The sequence below is a fragment of the Aliiroseovarius sp. YM-037 genome (genome assembly GCF_048060095.1).
Classification (GTDB): Bacteria; Pseudomonadota; Alphaproteobacteria; order Rhodobacterales; family Rhodobacteraceae; genus JBLUOA01.
Genome location: NZ_JBLUOA010000001.1, coordinates 229,870 through 244,176, shown reverse-complemented (window position 1 = coordinate 244,176; position 14,307 = coordinate 229,870). Strand labels below are relative to the sequence as shown.

Annotated in this window: 5 protein-coding genes; all 5 read right to left on the bottom strand. The window is 60.0% G+C overall.

Annotated features, from left to right (window positions below):
• Positions 1–39: 39 nt before the first annotated feature.
• The 5 genes from ACEWPJ_RS01135 to ACEWPJ_RS01115 all read right to left on the bottom strand — a co-directional run bounded on the left by ACEWPJ_RS01135 (position 40) and on the right by ACEWPJ_RS01115 (position 14,293).
• Positions 40–4,431 (bottom strand): G8 domain-containing protein, encoded by a 4,392-nt coding sequence (locus ACEWPJ_RS01135; RefSeq protein WP_416510319.1) that lies wholly within the window; start codon positions 4,429–4,431, stop codon positions 40–42.
• A gap of 77 nt (positions 4,432–4,508) precedes the next feature.
• Positions 4,509–9,419 carry a PA14 domain-containing protein gene (locus ACEWPJ_RS01130; protein ID WP_416510318.1) on the bottom strand — a complete coding sequence of 1,637 codons (4,911 nt, stop codon included), beginning with the start codon at positions 9,417–9,419 and terminating at the stop codon, positions 4,509–4,511.
• Positions 9,420–9,914: 495 nt separating this feature from the next.
• Positions 9,915–10,895, bottom strand: coding sequence for a polysaccharide deacetylase family protein (locus ACEWPJ_RS01125; protein WP_416510317.1), 981 nt, complete (start codon positions 10,893–10,895; stop codon positions 9,915–9,917).
• Positions 10,896–12,098 (bottom strand): glycosyltransferase, encoded by a 1,203-nt coding sequence (locus ACEWPJ_RS01120; RefSeq protein WP_416510316.1) that lies wholly within the window; start codon positions 12,096–12,098, stop codon positions 10,896–10,898. It abuts the gene before it with no gap.
• Positions 12,099–12,187: 89 nt separating this feature from the next.
• On the bottom strand, positions 12,188–14,293 hold the full coding sequence (locus ACEWPJ_RS01115) for an NAD-dependent epimerase/dehydratase family protein (RefSeq protein ID WP_416510315.1): 2,106 nt from the start codon (positions 14,291–14,293) through the stop codon (positions 12,188–12,190).
• Between the last annotated feature and the right edge of the window lie 14 nt (positions 14,294–14,307).

The window sequence follows — 14,307 nt, the reverse complement described above, 5'->3', positions numbered from 1 at the left end:
GGAACGATAACCCGGCGGATGCTTCTTCGGCGCGTCGTTTCATATCTGGTTTTCCGATACTTCGACAGTCACCGTCGCCCGCGTAAACTGCCCATCGTCATCCGCCGCCCAGTAGTGGAACCTGTCTGTCCCGACAAAATCAGGGTTCGGACGGTAAAGCAGACGCCCGTCCGCCTGAATATGGACGTTGCCGTTCGGTGTCGTGCTTAACCCGTCAACGCGAAGCGGTGCCCCCGCTGCGTGTGAGTCATTGGCCAGCACATCGATCAACACATCCTGACGGGGCTGTGTCGCCGCGGCATCGTCCTGCGTTTCAGGGGCCACGTCGTCAAAGGCAATCGTGCCGTTGAACAGTGCCCCGCCCCAGTGATCGACGGACCACGAATTTTCAATCTCATCATCCGTCATGTTGAGCGTAACTACATGCGCGAACTTATGCAGCGCTCCGGTCGCGCGGTCCGCGATGAAATCTTCGACAAGGATCACGTTCCGCCCGTCTTCGGTCTTGTAATACCCCTCGTTCACGATCAGGGGCGCGATGCGTTCGTGAAACTCAAGCCTTTGGGTGTCGCCGCTGAACTGCCGATTGCGGGGGCCGATGGAATCCGTCTTGGTGCCATTGAGGTAAAGCGTTTCGCCCACCGCGATGGTCGTGTTGCCGGTCATCTCAAACTCCAACCGCCCCTCGGCTAGCTGGTCCGAGCTTAGAACCGCGTGGCGCGACGGGTTCAATCCGACATAAGCGTTCTGCACATTGGATGTTTCGACGTCGATCAGCACATGCGCGACGTCCTCATGTTCAACCTCAAACGTGAAGGTCTGTTGCAGGTCGACGCCTGTTTCAAACCCATGTGCGGTCACATCGTTCAGGACAAAGTCAAACGTATTGGTCGCGAGGTTGAAGCCTATCGCCGCATCCATGAACGGAATCTCACTGGTGGTGGCGATCAGATCAAAGTCAATCAGCGTGTAATGCGAAGTATAGGAGATATCGACGCCATAGGACGTTTCCCAGTTCAGGAAGCCGTCGAACACACTGCGCACGTCATGCCATTGTTCGGCGCTGCCTTTGATGACCATCAGGCCGATCTGCGTGCCAAAGGCTTCGTTATCGTGAAAGCCCTGAATGATCGCGTGATCCACCGGAATGGTGTCAGCGCCATACGCGATCTCGGGCTGGTGCATGGTGTGGGACAGGGGCGGGATCGGCGCCGACCGATGCATCCAGACGAAGCCGTGGGTGGTGTTCACCGCGACGTTGTCGCTGGCCTCGACGAGGCGGCCGGCGAAGAAGAAGCCGTCGCCGGTGCGGCCATTGTCGTGGCGCGCGACGTCGCCGGCGTCCTTCGCCATGAAGTCGCCCCAGCCGATCCCTTCGGACCGGATCGCCATGTTGTGCGACCAGATGCCGGTTTCGTTGCCGTCCTCGGCCGCGAAGGCCGCGCCGAAGACGTCAAACGCCACGTTGTCGGTGAAGGTCGCGTGGCTCTGGTGGTGCACAAAGCCCCAGCCGGGTGAGCCGCTGACCGTGTTGCCGATCGCAATCGCCGGATCTTCCTGCGCTTCCGTCCCGGTCTTGTGCAGGTGGAACGGGTAGCGCGACTTGATGTTGCTGTCCGAGGCAACGTGGCCAAGATCGCCCACGTCAAAGGCCGGCTCCGACTTGTCGGTCCGCCCAAGATCGTCAAACGCCGCGTAGCGCACGTCGACATCGTCGCTGTGCATGAACATCACGTGGCCGCGGTGATGCAGCGGGGTTCCCTCGCCATCCTCGCTTGAGAAGGTGATGTTGCGCGACATGTTCGCGACATAGGCCGACAGGTCGGCCCGCGGCGTGTCGTGGTCGTATTCCAGCGGGCGATCGATGGTCAGGGTCGATCCGTTGATCCCGGTAATAACAACCTCTTCATCCTCGCTTTCGCGGTGGATGACGCGGCGTTCGTCATTGTCCCAGACCCAGCCCTGCTTGTGCGTGCCGCTCAGGACCAGCGTGTCGCCAACCTGCCAGCCTTCGGGAACTTCGGCCAGCGTGATCGAGGTGTCGCCCGCCATCGGCGCATCGTCGACCTTCAGGAACGCGGTCTTCTCGGCCCCGTGGATCTCCACGTCACCGTGCGAGATCACCCCGCGCGAGAACAGCTGCGGGTCCCAGTTCGTGTTGATATTGCCGTTGTTGGCGATCACGATATCGGCGTTCACGCCATCGGCGATCGGGTTGTCTTCGGTTCCGATCTCGAGCCGCCCGGTCGGGGAGACCACCATCGTGTCGATCACCATCCTTGTGTCGGTCTGGGTGGCAAAGCTAAGCTCGCCATCGACACGGAGCGTAAACAGCGATGCGTCGCTTTCGCCGTCGTAAGTGACCGAAAGGCCCTCGGGAATGATCGCCTGCGCGCCCTCGCCGGGGATCTGCCCCTGATACCAGGTGCCCGGATCAAACCAGTCACCATTGTTGATCGCGATATGCGTCACTTCGGCATGCGGCACCAGATCAAGCACCTGCATGTGCTCCTGCGCCATGCCCGCATTGTCGCCATGCGAATGGCTGTCCGTCTGCGCACGGACCGCAGCAACAAAGGCTTCGATCTCCGCAGGCGTCGACGGGGGCGTGATGCCGCCCTGTTTGAACATCCCCATGCGATGAACCATGGCCGCCTGCCCCGCCGCCAAAATCGCCGACCAGCGCGGCGTTTCATCATCAAGATGCCGCAGCGCGCCCCAACTGCCCCATTTGCTCGGTCGCCCGACATCGACATAGGCGGTGAACAGCGTGCCCGACGACTCCGCCCACCCGCGCAGAAGGGCATCGTAAAGTGCACCCATCTCAGTCGAGTAGTTCAGTTCGGCAAAAAAGTCATTGAGAACAGCGTCTTCACGAACCTCTCCGATACCGACAACGTGGGTTCCGCCCTCATACATAATGAGATCAAGATCATGCCGCGCGGCGACGTCCGCATGATAGGGCAGCAGGTAGTTCAGATAGGTGTAAAGCGTGTCCTGCGTGTCGCCGGTCAGCGAACCGTCCCAGATTTCATCATGGGCAAGCGATATGGCGTGGTCGTATTTGTGCTCTTCCACGTAAGTCTGACGCGCGCTATCCAGCAGGCCGATCGCCTCTGCGTCGTCTTCGGCCATCTGCCAACTGGTTGCGATCCAAGCGCGCACGGTGTCCGCCTTTTCCGCCGTTCCGAGGCGCCCGCTGAAATATCCGGTGATCGCGTAGGCGTCGAAGCTTTCATAGGGCGGGTGCGTGACGGTGTCGTCGGCTTCGATCAGCCCGTCCGCCTCAAGAATCGCATTCTCTAACCCCGCCCATCCCGTCTGCGTCGCGATCACCCGCACAAGACGCTGCTCGGCGTCAGCACCATAAACATCGGCCCAGATATCCGCCATCCGCGCAGCCTGAACACCGGCGAACTGGGCGTGGGCATCGTAAACATCCGCACCCAACAGGGTCGCGCCGTTCTGCTGCGCCCACGCGCCTTGGCCAAAGCCCTGATTCCAAACTTCGTTTGAAAACTCCGCATAGGTTCTGAGTGGCGGATCAAGATTGGCCTTCACATAGCCCGCGAAATTGCGAACGTAATCCTCAGATGCAAGATGCGGCAACGTGAACCAAGGATCGGCGCGAAGCTCATTCGCCAGCGCCACCATGACTTCGACCGGGGCACCCCGCAGGGTGTATGTATAATCCGAGGGCAGCGGGCGTTCGTTCCACTTCACAACCCCGGAGTTATTCGTCTGCATCCAATCCATGAACCGCAGCGCCCGCATGTCCCCGATCCGGGCGAGCCACAGAGGATTGAAAATCTGCCCCTCAGCATGGCGGTCAATATCGCGTTCATGCACGACCGAAATGTTGCGGATCGGGTCGTTCGGGTCGGTTTCCTCAATCCGAATACTGACAGAGCTTTGGCCGGTCGGACGATAGGTGAATGAAACCTCACCTTCTGCCGCGATGATGTCTTCGGCTTTATGGCCGACGGTCAGCGCCCCGGTTCCGTCATAGCGCAGCAGGTATCTGCCACTTAGCGAAACGCCCTGCTCAGGCTGTTCGGTCAGGATCAGGGTTTCAATCGCCGAAAGCTCTTCCGGGATCTGCTTTACCCAACCGTTGCGATCAAGATACCTGCCATCAGCAAGGTCGGCATGGGTCCAGGCCGGCGACTGATCCTTGGTATGGCCAATCCACGTCCGGCCCGATTTCATCACGTCGATGAAGGGATTCTGCGTGCTCCAATCCGCCAGACCGGCCAGCCCAACGCCATACGTCGATGGCCGCGCGTCATGCACGGGACCAGTATAGATTAGCTGTGGCCGGTTCGCGGCGGTTGTCAGGGCGATCAGAGCGTAAACCGCAAGGGCAACAATACTCAGCCCAACCAAATAAATAACTGCACGCGAAATCGGCGGGATAGTTCGAAGAATCATCCGCGTGACACCGAATTTCGTTTCAATACCCTATTTATTATAGGCCGAAACGAAATTCGGTGCACGTAGAATGATTGTTAGATGTCCCAAACCTCAACAGTCACGGTTCCTTGCGTAAACTGTCCATCTTCATCGGCGGCCCAGTAATCGAACGTGTCTGTGCCGGTGAAGTCGGGATTCGGGCGGTAAAGAAGGCGCCCATCATCCTGCACATAGACGTTGCCGTTCGGCGTCGTGCTTAGACCATCAACGCGCAGATCGTCGCCCGCAGCGTGGAAGTCATTGGCCAGCACGTCGATGAACACATCCTCACCCGCATTGGTCGACGCGAAGTCGTCCTGCGTTTCCGCCGCACGGTTATCGAAGTTGATGATACCGTTATATTGTGGCCCGCCATGATCCTCGATCGCCCAGGATCGTTCAATCTGCTGGTCTGTCATGTCGAGCGTGATGACATGGCTGAACTTGAACAGCTCACCCGTTGCGCGGTCAGAGATGAAATCTTCGACAAGGATCACGTTCCGACCATCTGAGGTTTTGTAGTAGCCCTCGTTCGCGATCAAGGGCGCGATATTGTCGTAGAAGGTCAGCCGCTGCGTATCACCCGCAAACTGACGATCTCGCGTCCCGATGGAGTCCGTCTTGAACCCGTTCAGGAATAGGGTCTCGCCCTCCGAAATCACCGTGTCGCCGGTCATCGTGAAGCCAAGCTCACCCGTATTAAGCTGCGAAGAGCTCATGATCGTGTGACGCCCGGAGTTGAACCCGTGATACTGGTTTGTCACATCCGACATCGTCACGTCGATCAGGACGTTGTCAAAGTTCACGTCCGCCGGATCAAAGTGGACCGTAATAGGGTCCAGATCGACGCCGGTCTCGAACCCTTCGATGTTCAGGCCGTTCATGACCATATCGAATGCGTCGGCACCCAGATTGAATCCGGTCGCGGCCTCCATGAACGGAATGTCGCTGTTGGTCCCGATCAGGTCAAAGTCCTGGAACGTATAGTGCGACGTGTAGGAGATATCGACACCATATGCCGTCTCCCAGTTCAGAAAGCCGTCGAACACACTGCGTCCGTCATGCCATTGTTCAAAGCTTGCTTTGACAACAATCAGACCGACTGACGTGCCGAACGCTTCGTTGTTGTGGAAGCCCTGAATAACCGCGTGGTCGTGCGGTATCGTTTCGGCGCCGTATGCGAATTCCGGCTGGTTCATGTTTTCCGAAAGCGGGTCCAGCGGCGCCGATCTGTGCATCCAGACGAAGCCGTGGGTGGTGTTCACCGCGACGTTGTCGCTGGCCTCGACGAGGCGGCCGGCGAAGAAGAAGCCGTCGCCGGTGCGGCCATTGTCGTGGCGCGCGACGTCGCCGGCGTCCTTCGCCATGAAGTCGCCCCAGCCGATCCCTTCGGACCGGATCGCCATGTTGTGCGACCAGATGCCGGTTTCGTTGCCGTCCTCGGCCGCGAAGGCCGCGCCGAAGACGTCAAACGCCACGTTGTCGGTGAAGGTCGCGTGGCTCTGGTGGTGCACAAAGCCCCAGCCGGGTGAGCCGCTGACCGTGTTGCCGATCGCAATCGCCGGATCTTCCTGCGCTTCCGTCCCGGTCTTGTGCAGGTGGAACGGGTAGCGCGACTTGATGTTGCTGTCCGAGGCAACGTGGCCAAGATCGCCCACGTCAAAGGCCGGCTCCGACTTGTCGGTCCGCCCAAGATCGTCAAACGCCGCGTAGCGCACGTCGACATCGTCGCTGTGCATGAACATCACGTGGCCGCGGTGATGCAGCGGGGTTCCCTCGCCATCCTCGCTTGAGAAGGTGATGTTGCGCGACATGTTCGCGACATAGGCCGACAGGTCGGCCCGCGGCGTGTCGTGGTCGTATTCCAGCGGGCGATCGATGGTCAGGGTCGATCCGTTGATCCCGGTAATAACAACCTCTTCATCCTCGCTTTCGCGGTGGATGACGCGGCGTTCGTCATTGTCCCAGACCCAGCCCTGCTTGTGCGTGCCGCTCAGGACCAGCGTGTCGCCAACCTGCCAGCCTTCGGGAACTTCGGCCAGCGTGATCGAGGTGTCGCCCGCCATCGGCGCATCGTCGACCTTCAGGAACGCGGTCTTCTCGGCCCCGTGGATCTCCACGTCACCGTGCGAGATCACCCCGCGCGAGAACAGCTGCGGGTCCCAGTTCGTGTTGATATTGCCGTTGTTGGCGATCACGATATCGGCGTTCACGCCATCGGCGATCGGGTTGTCTTCGGTTCCGATCTCGAGCCGCCCGGTCGGGGAGACCACCATCGTGTCGATCACCATCCTTGTGTCGGTCTGGGTGGCAAAGCTAAGCTCGCCATCGACACGGAGCGTAAACAGCGATGCGTCGCTTTCGCCGTCGTAAGTGACCGAAAGGCCCTCGGGAATGATCGCCTGCGCGCCCTCGCCGGGGATCTGCCCCTGATACCAGGTGCCCGGATCAAACCAGTCACCATTGTTGATCGCGATATGCGTCACTTCGGCATGCGGCACCAGATCAAGCACCTGCATGTGCTCCTGCGCCATGCCCGCATTGTCGCCATGCGAATGGCTGTCCGTCTGCGCACGGACCGCAGCAACAAAGGCTTCGATCTCCGCAGGCGTCGACGGGGGCGTGATGCCGCCGCCGTGGTCGTCGTGACCGCCATCGTCGTGGCCACCGTCATCGTGACCGCCATCGTCGTGGCCACCGTCATCATTGCCGCCGTCGTCGTGACCACCATCATCATGGCCACCATCGTCGTGGCCGCCATCATCATGACCGCCATCGTCGTGACCTGCATGGCTGAAGCTATCGCCGGAGATCGTCTCCCGCGCACCGTTGCTGTCCGGGCCTTCCCAGTCCAGCGCCAGCGTCTGTGCGCCGCCACGTTCGAAATACTGGACTTCGATGTCATGTGCGCCGGCGGACAGGTTAAGCGTGACGCTTTCTTCCTGTGTGCCGTGCAGACCGTCGTTGCCGATGACCATTTCGCCGTCGATGTAAAGTGCAGAGCCGTCGTCGGAAGACAGGTAGAACGTGTATGTTCCGCCCTGCTCGACATTCAGATCGCCAGTGTATTGCGCTGCGAAATCATCCGTCACGCCGCCATCCCAGAACGCGTCAAAGCTGCGCATCGTGTCGAGCTGGTCGACCATGCCCGTCGCCGTCGGCGTCGCGTCAAAATCGATCTGGTTCAGGCTGGAAACAGCAGAGGCCAGCGCAAAGTAGCTCGCCCGAAGGCCGGACATCGGGTTGGTGCCGCCATCATCGTGACCACCATCGTCATGTCCGCCATCGTCATTGCCACCGTCATCATGGCCACCATCGTCGTGGCCGCCGTCGTCATGACCACCGTCGTCATGGCTACCATCATCTTGGCCACCATGGCTGAAGCTATCGCCGGAGATCGTCTCCCGCGTGCCGTTGCTGTCCGGGCCTTGCCAATCCAGCGCCAACGTTTGAGCGCCACCACGTTCGAAGTACAGAACTTCGATGTCATGCGCCCCAGCGGACAGATCAATCGTAACGCTTTCTTCGCGTGTGCCGTGCAGACCGTCATTCCCGATAACACGGGCGCCATCGATATAGAGTGCGGAGCCATCGTCGGAAGAGAGGTAGAACGTATACGTCCCGCCCTGCTCGACATTCAGATCGCCGGTGTAGCGGGCTGCGAAATCATCCGTCACGCCGCCATCCCAGAACGCGTCGAAGCTGCGCATCGTGTTGAGCTGATCGACCATGCCCGTCGCCGTCGGCGTCGCGTCAAAGTCGATTTGGTTCAGGCTGGAAACAGCAGAGGACAGGGCAAAATAGCTCGCCCGGAGGCCGGAGATCGGGTTGGTGCCGCCATCATCATGGCCGCCATCATCATGGCCGCCGTCGTCATGGCCACCGTCGTCGTGGCCGCCATCGTCATTATCACCGTCGTCATGGCCGCCATCGTTATGATCGCCATCGTCGTGGCTACCATCATCTTCGCCACCATGGCTAAAGCTGTCGCCGGTGATCGTTTCCCGCGCGCCGTTGCTGTCTGGCCCTTGCCAGTCAAGCGCCAGCGTTTGTGCGCCACCGCGTTCAAAATAGCGGATTTCGATGTCGTGAGCGCCAGCGGCCAGATCAAGCGTAACGCTTTCTTCTTGCGTGCCGTGCAGACCGTCGTTGCCGATGACCATTTCGCCATCGATATAAAGTGCGGAGCCATCGTCGGAAGAGAGGTAGAACGTATAAGTTCCGCCCTGCTCGACATTCAGATCGCCGGTATAACGGGCTGCGAAATCGTCCGTAACGCCGCCTTCCCAGAACGCATCAAAGCTGCGCATCGTGTCGAGCTGTTCGACCATGCCCGTCGCTGTCGGCGTCGCGTCAAAGTCGATCTGATTCAGGCTGGAAACAGCGGAGGCCAGCGCATAGTAGCTTGCGCGAAGGCCGGACATCGCATTGGTCCCACCGTCGTCGTGTCCGTTATCGTCGTGACCGCCGTCATCGTGACCACCGTCATCGTGACCGCCATCGTCGTTATCAACGCCGCCGTGGCTAATGCTCGACCCCGACAAGGTAACGCGAGAGCCGTCGCTGTCCGGGCCTTGCCAGTCAAGCGCCAGCGACTGTGCGCCGCCCTGCTCAAAATACCGCACTTCGATATCGTGTGCGCCGGCGGACAGGTCGAGTGTCACGCTTTCTTCGATCGTCCAGTGCAGACCGTCGTTCCCGATGACGCGCGTGCCATCGATATAAAGGGCAGACCCGTCATCAGAGGACAGGTAGAACGTGTATGTCCCGCCCTTATTGATGTTGAGGTTGCCCGTGTAGCGTGCAGCGAAATCATCCGTGCGGCCGCCCGCCCAGAAAGGATCGTTGCTGTGCATCGTATCGAGCTGATCAACTGTATCGGTGGCCGTCGGTTCGGCGTCGAAGTCGATTTGTGAGAGGTTCGAAATCCCGGAGGGGAGTGCGAAGAATTCGGCGAAAAGGCTCATGACATTGCCCACTTTGCTTTTGTTGACCACATTGATTCAGTCTTACTCATTCTGGTTTTTTGTTGCCCGTTAGCGGCCCTAGAAGGGCTGAATGAGGGCAGGAATGTGTCTCGGCGGGAAAGTGCCGATTTCCTTTTCATCGCAACGAGTTGGCCCGCGACACGCCCCAGGGCCAACGAATCAAGGTTCGATTCGAGGCAGGAACTCCGAAGGAGCTGTCTCTCACAGGAGATCGCGTCGAGCATTGTTCTCTCGCTTCCAAAACTTTCTGACTGATTTTGCGAATGAGTGATTTCGCAAGATTTGACGATGAACGAACTGTTTCAATTTCGTTAACAGCGCAACCCGACCCCAAAACGCTTTTCGGATTTCGGCGGTTTTCGGCGTGTTTCGGGATTTATCTGCGCGGAACTTCGTCAATTTGGGGTTAACCGGCATAAGTTTGCCGACCCGGTGACACGCGAAAAGCGGGGATTTCCGCCTATTTTGGCATGTTTAGAGGCCGACCAGCCGCAGCCTGAACCGCTGGAGTGAGTCGTATCGACCGATTGCGAGTCGCGATAATGCGAAAGGATCGCCGTTGCGCGATGCCAGTGCCGAATCGAGAACCGTCGCGGATTCGAAGCCCAGATCAGCGATCATCGCCCCCAGCTCCGGGGTATAATTGCCGTTCGGATAGGCGAAATGCCGGATATTCTGGCCTGTCCAGCCTTCCAGCAGGGCTTTCGACATGGCGACACTTTCCCGCGCGGCGTCCAGCGGGATTTGGTCAAGAAGACTGTGACAGTGGCTATGGGCGCCGATGCCGACATTCGGGTTCGCCGCAAGCTCCGCCAGTTGATCGCGCGACACGGGCACGAGCGGTGTTGGGGCCGCGCCCCTATCCGGCGCTTGGGCGACGATCCGATCGGCGACCGCGTCCCGTTCATCCGGTGCCACGGTTTTGAGCGCTTCGAGGATGCCTGAGATCACCTCCCATTTATCCGCGCCCGTCGTGTCTGGAACTGCCCACTCCCCCAAGCCCGTATCGCGAAGGTTTATCCGCGCCCCGCTGGTCTGTAGCGCGTTCATCACGCGGTCGAACCAGAATGGCTGCCCGGTTTCGATCTGCCGCGTGGCGACATAGATCAACACCGGCAGCGCATCGGCCTCAACAATCGGCAGCAGATGGGTGAACAGCCCGGTATCGCCATCGTCAAAGGTCAGCACCGCCTGCGGGCGTTCTCCTCGCCGCTCGGGGTCCAGTGCGTCATCCAGACTGACAATGTCATATGTTCGGCGAAGTGCGGCGACCTGTCGCTGGAAATCACTGACGCGCAGAACGGTCCAAGCGTCCATGTCGTCGGCGTCCGGGCCAAGCGTATGATAGCAGAGGATCGTGAGCGGATCGCTCTTCAGCGCGCGTTTCTGCAGATGTCCGTAGATCGGGGGTGAACTCAGCGCCGCGAAGGCAGCCTTTTTCAGCAGAGGCGTCACCTAGCACGTCTCGGCAAAATTCGTGCTAAGCCGCGCGACTTCGGTTTCTATATTATGCCGTTCCTGCGCCAGTTTTCGACCGGCGCGGCCCATCTTAATCAGGGTGGCGTGGGGGGTCGTGATACTGGCTTCCATCGCGTTCGCCAGTTCATCGCTGTCGCCCGCAGGCACCAGCCACCCGGTCTTACCCGGTTGGACCAGTTCAGGAATACCTGCGACATAGGTCGAGATCACGGCCCGCTCCTGCGCCATCGCCTCCATCATCACGACAGGCAGACCTTCGATAAAGCTCGGCTGGACGAGGACATGGCTGCCCTGAATCTCGGCCCGCACCTGATCCGAGCTGATCCAGCCCGTGATCCGAACGGCGTGCGCGATGCCCAGCGCCTCGATACGCGCCTCGATCAGGGGCCGCAGATCGCCGTCCCCGGCGAAGACCAGCTTTGCGTCGGGGTTGTTCTTCAACACATCGGCGAACGACTCCAGCAGCAGCATGTGGCCCTTTTCAGCGCTCAGCCGGGCGATACACAGAAAGACCGGGGATTTCGACGGTTCTGTCGTCGCCTCCTCAAACGCACCTGCGGGCAGCCCGCAACGAATGACTTTCAGGCGGGGCCAGACATCGGGCGGGACGTGGCGCATAAGCTGGCTACGGGTGTAGGAACTGATCGTCGCGACAAACGCCGCGCCCCCGACCTTCCGATCAAAGGCCAATCGGCCGCCATTGTCGGCCTCATCCATACCGTGAATAGTAAAGCTGTATTTCGGCCCGCCCAGAATATGAATGAGAAGCGCAATTTCGGCCGGGTTGGTCCCGAAATGGGCGTGGAGGTGGGTGACGCCCTTGCCCTCCATCCACCGACAAATGCGGCAGGCGTGCCCAACATAGATCAGATGATAGGGCCACGGGCGGACACCGTTGCGCGACATCGCAAGCGCCGTCTTCACCGCCTTCCAGAACGGCCCCGGTCGCTTCACCATGCAGCGCAGCATGTTCAACAGCAACGGCGCCACGCCGTCTTTCAGCGTGTATTGCGTCTTTTCCAGCTCACTCTGATCAATCGGGTCGACCAGTTCCGCGTCCCAGCCGCGCAGGGAAAAGCGCATTACCTCGACGCCCTGCCCTTCCAACGCCAGAATCTCGCGCCGGATGAACGTGTGGCTGATCTTCGGATAGTAGTTGGTCAGATAGGCCACACGCATTAATGGGCTCTTCACAATTTTCGTCTGGTGCAAACGCAAGTCACGATCAAACATCAACTTTTCCTAAGGTCTTTTCGCATAACAGGGCCTTAGAAGCCTAGCAAATTCGCCTGAGTCACCGCGCGTCGGATAAACTCCGCCTGTGACGCCTCCGGCTGCCAACCCAGAACCTGTTTCGGCTGGCTGTTATCAAACGGAGAGAAATGCGCCCGCGACTTCCAGTCTTTATAGGATGCGCGCGGCGGCGGAGACTTCCGCAGGATATACTGTTTCAACACGTGCTTTGCGCTGCCCGTCAGGTGGAAAACGAACAGATTGCCGGAACTGACCCGGATCTTTGCGCCAAGTTCTTCGTGGATCGCGTCGAAATAATCGCGGGCCGAAAACATCGGCTCCCCGATCAGGTTGAAGGATTTGCCCACTGCGGCGTCGGACTCCATCATCTTCACCAGCCCGTCGGCGATGTCGTCGTTCAGAACAAAGGGAAGCGTATTCTTGCCGTGGCCCCATATCCGAACGGCGCCTGCGCCATGCCAGCGCCCGATGCCCCAGTGCTGTAGCGGCCCGCCAGGGCCGACAACGATACCCGGCCGGGCAATCGTCAGGGGCAGCCCGTCGTTCTTTTGCATCTCGATCAGGCGTCTTTCGCATTCCGCCTTTGACCGCGCATAAAGGTTGCGGTCGGTCATGTCGTCGGCAAACCCGGTGTCCTCGGTAATGGTCGCGCCGGGGTCCGACATGTCGTAGGACGCGATCGTGCCGGTATAGATGAAGCGCTTTACCCCCGCATCCAGTGCTGTGCGGGCGACATCGACGGTTACGCCAACATCGTTCTGCAAACACGCTTCCCATGTTGAATCGAGCGATTTGCCGAGGTGGTAGACGGCATCGATACCGTCCATCGCCGCCTTCAGACCGTCCGGGTCGCGAAGCGAGGCTGACATGACCTCCACCTGCTCAGGCAAATCGTCGAACGGGCCGGTCCGCCCGCGGCTGAGCACGCGCACGTCATAGCCCCGGTCGACCAACGTGCGGGTCAGGCAGCGCCCGATAAACCCGGTGCCGCCGATCACCAGAACGCTCGGGTTCGGCTTTCTTTTCGGCTTTGGCAGCGACACCGGCTTTTCCTTCGGCAAAAGCCGGAGCGTATCGTCGATGGCTTTCATCACGGTCACAGCAGAGGCCCCGGAAAAACGGCTGTCGATATCCGTGCCATTGCGAATGGCGGTGTAGAACGCATCCATCACGCCCCGAAAGCTGAGCCCGTAGGGTGACTTGCGGTTTAGTGAAATCAGTTGCCGCGCGGCGTTGACCGTGCCTTCGCGCAGATGTTGCCATGCCGCCGACATCTCGGACCGCAGGCCATTTACGATGACGTCCGACGCATTCTCTCCGCGCACGATCAGCGTGTCGGTTCCGTAATCAAGCCGCGCGTAACCGCTTGATCCCCGCACCACGACAGACCTGTCATCGGTCGTCTCAACCAGCGACAGGGTAATCGACACATCGACATCGCCAGCCCGCGCCGTGACGCGCCAGCTTTGCGGGCGGGTGCCACCGCCGCCGGGCAATTCGATGGGTTTGCCGACGCTCAGATGCTCGACCTCCAGCGGGCCGAACAGGTCGATAGCGAACCCGAACAGGTGCGGACCAAGTTCCAGTAGTAGGTTCTGCGTTTCGCGCAGCATCCAGATGCCGAACGGGCCTGACCGCAGCGGCGCGAGCGGCAGGTGCCAGCAGATATCGGCGCTGGTGATACGGCCCAGATCGCCAGCCTTCACCCGCGCCTTGAGGCGTTCGTAGCTTGGCGTTCCCATGAAGTTGTGGCCAACGGCAAGGACGCGGCCCGCGTTGCGCGCGGCCTCTTCAATCTCAACCGCGTCGGCGTGGGTCAGGGCCACCGGCTTTTCCACGAAGCAATGCAGACCCGCCTCAAGCGCTTGCTTTGCGACGTCGCGGTGAAACTGCGGTGGCGTCAGGATATGAACCGCATCGCACGTTCCCGACGCGATCAGATCGTCCAGCGATGAAAACGCCGCGACCCCGTTTGCCGATGCCAGCGCTTCGGCTGCCGAAAGGGACACGTCGCAAACAGCGGCCAAGTCGACATCGGGTAACGTCCGCAACGTCGCCACATGCCAATCCGAGATGTTCCCGGCACCGACGATACCGGTTCGAATTTTACGATCTGCCAAAACTAAACCCACTC

Bases quoted from the DNA above. Each gene is read 5' to 3' on its own strand.
- ACEWPJ_RS01135 (WP_416510319.1), bottom strand. From the start codon at position 4,431: ATGATTCTTCGAACTATCCCGCCGATTTCGCGTGCAGTTATTTATTTG.
- ACEWPJ_RS01130 (WP_416510318.1), bottom strand. From the start codon at position 9,419: ATGAGCCTTTTCGCCGAATTCTTCGCACTCCCCTCCGGGATTTCGAAC.
- ACEWPJ_RS01120 (WP_416510316.1), bottom strand. From the start codon at position 12,098: ATGCGTGTGGCCTATCTGACCAACTACTATCCGAAGATCAGCCACACG.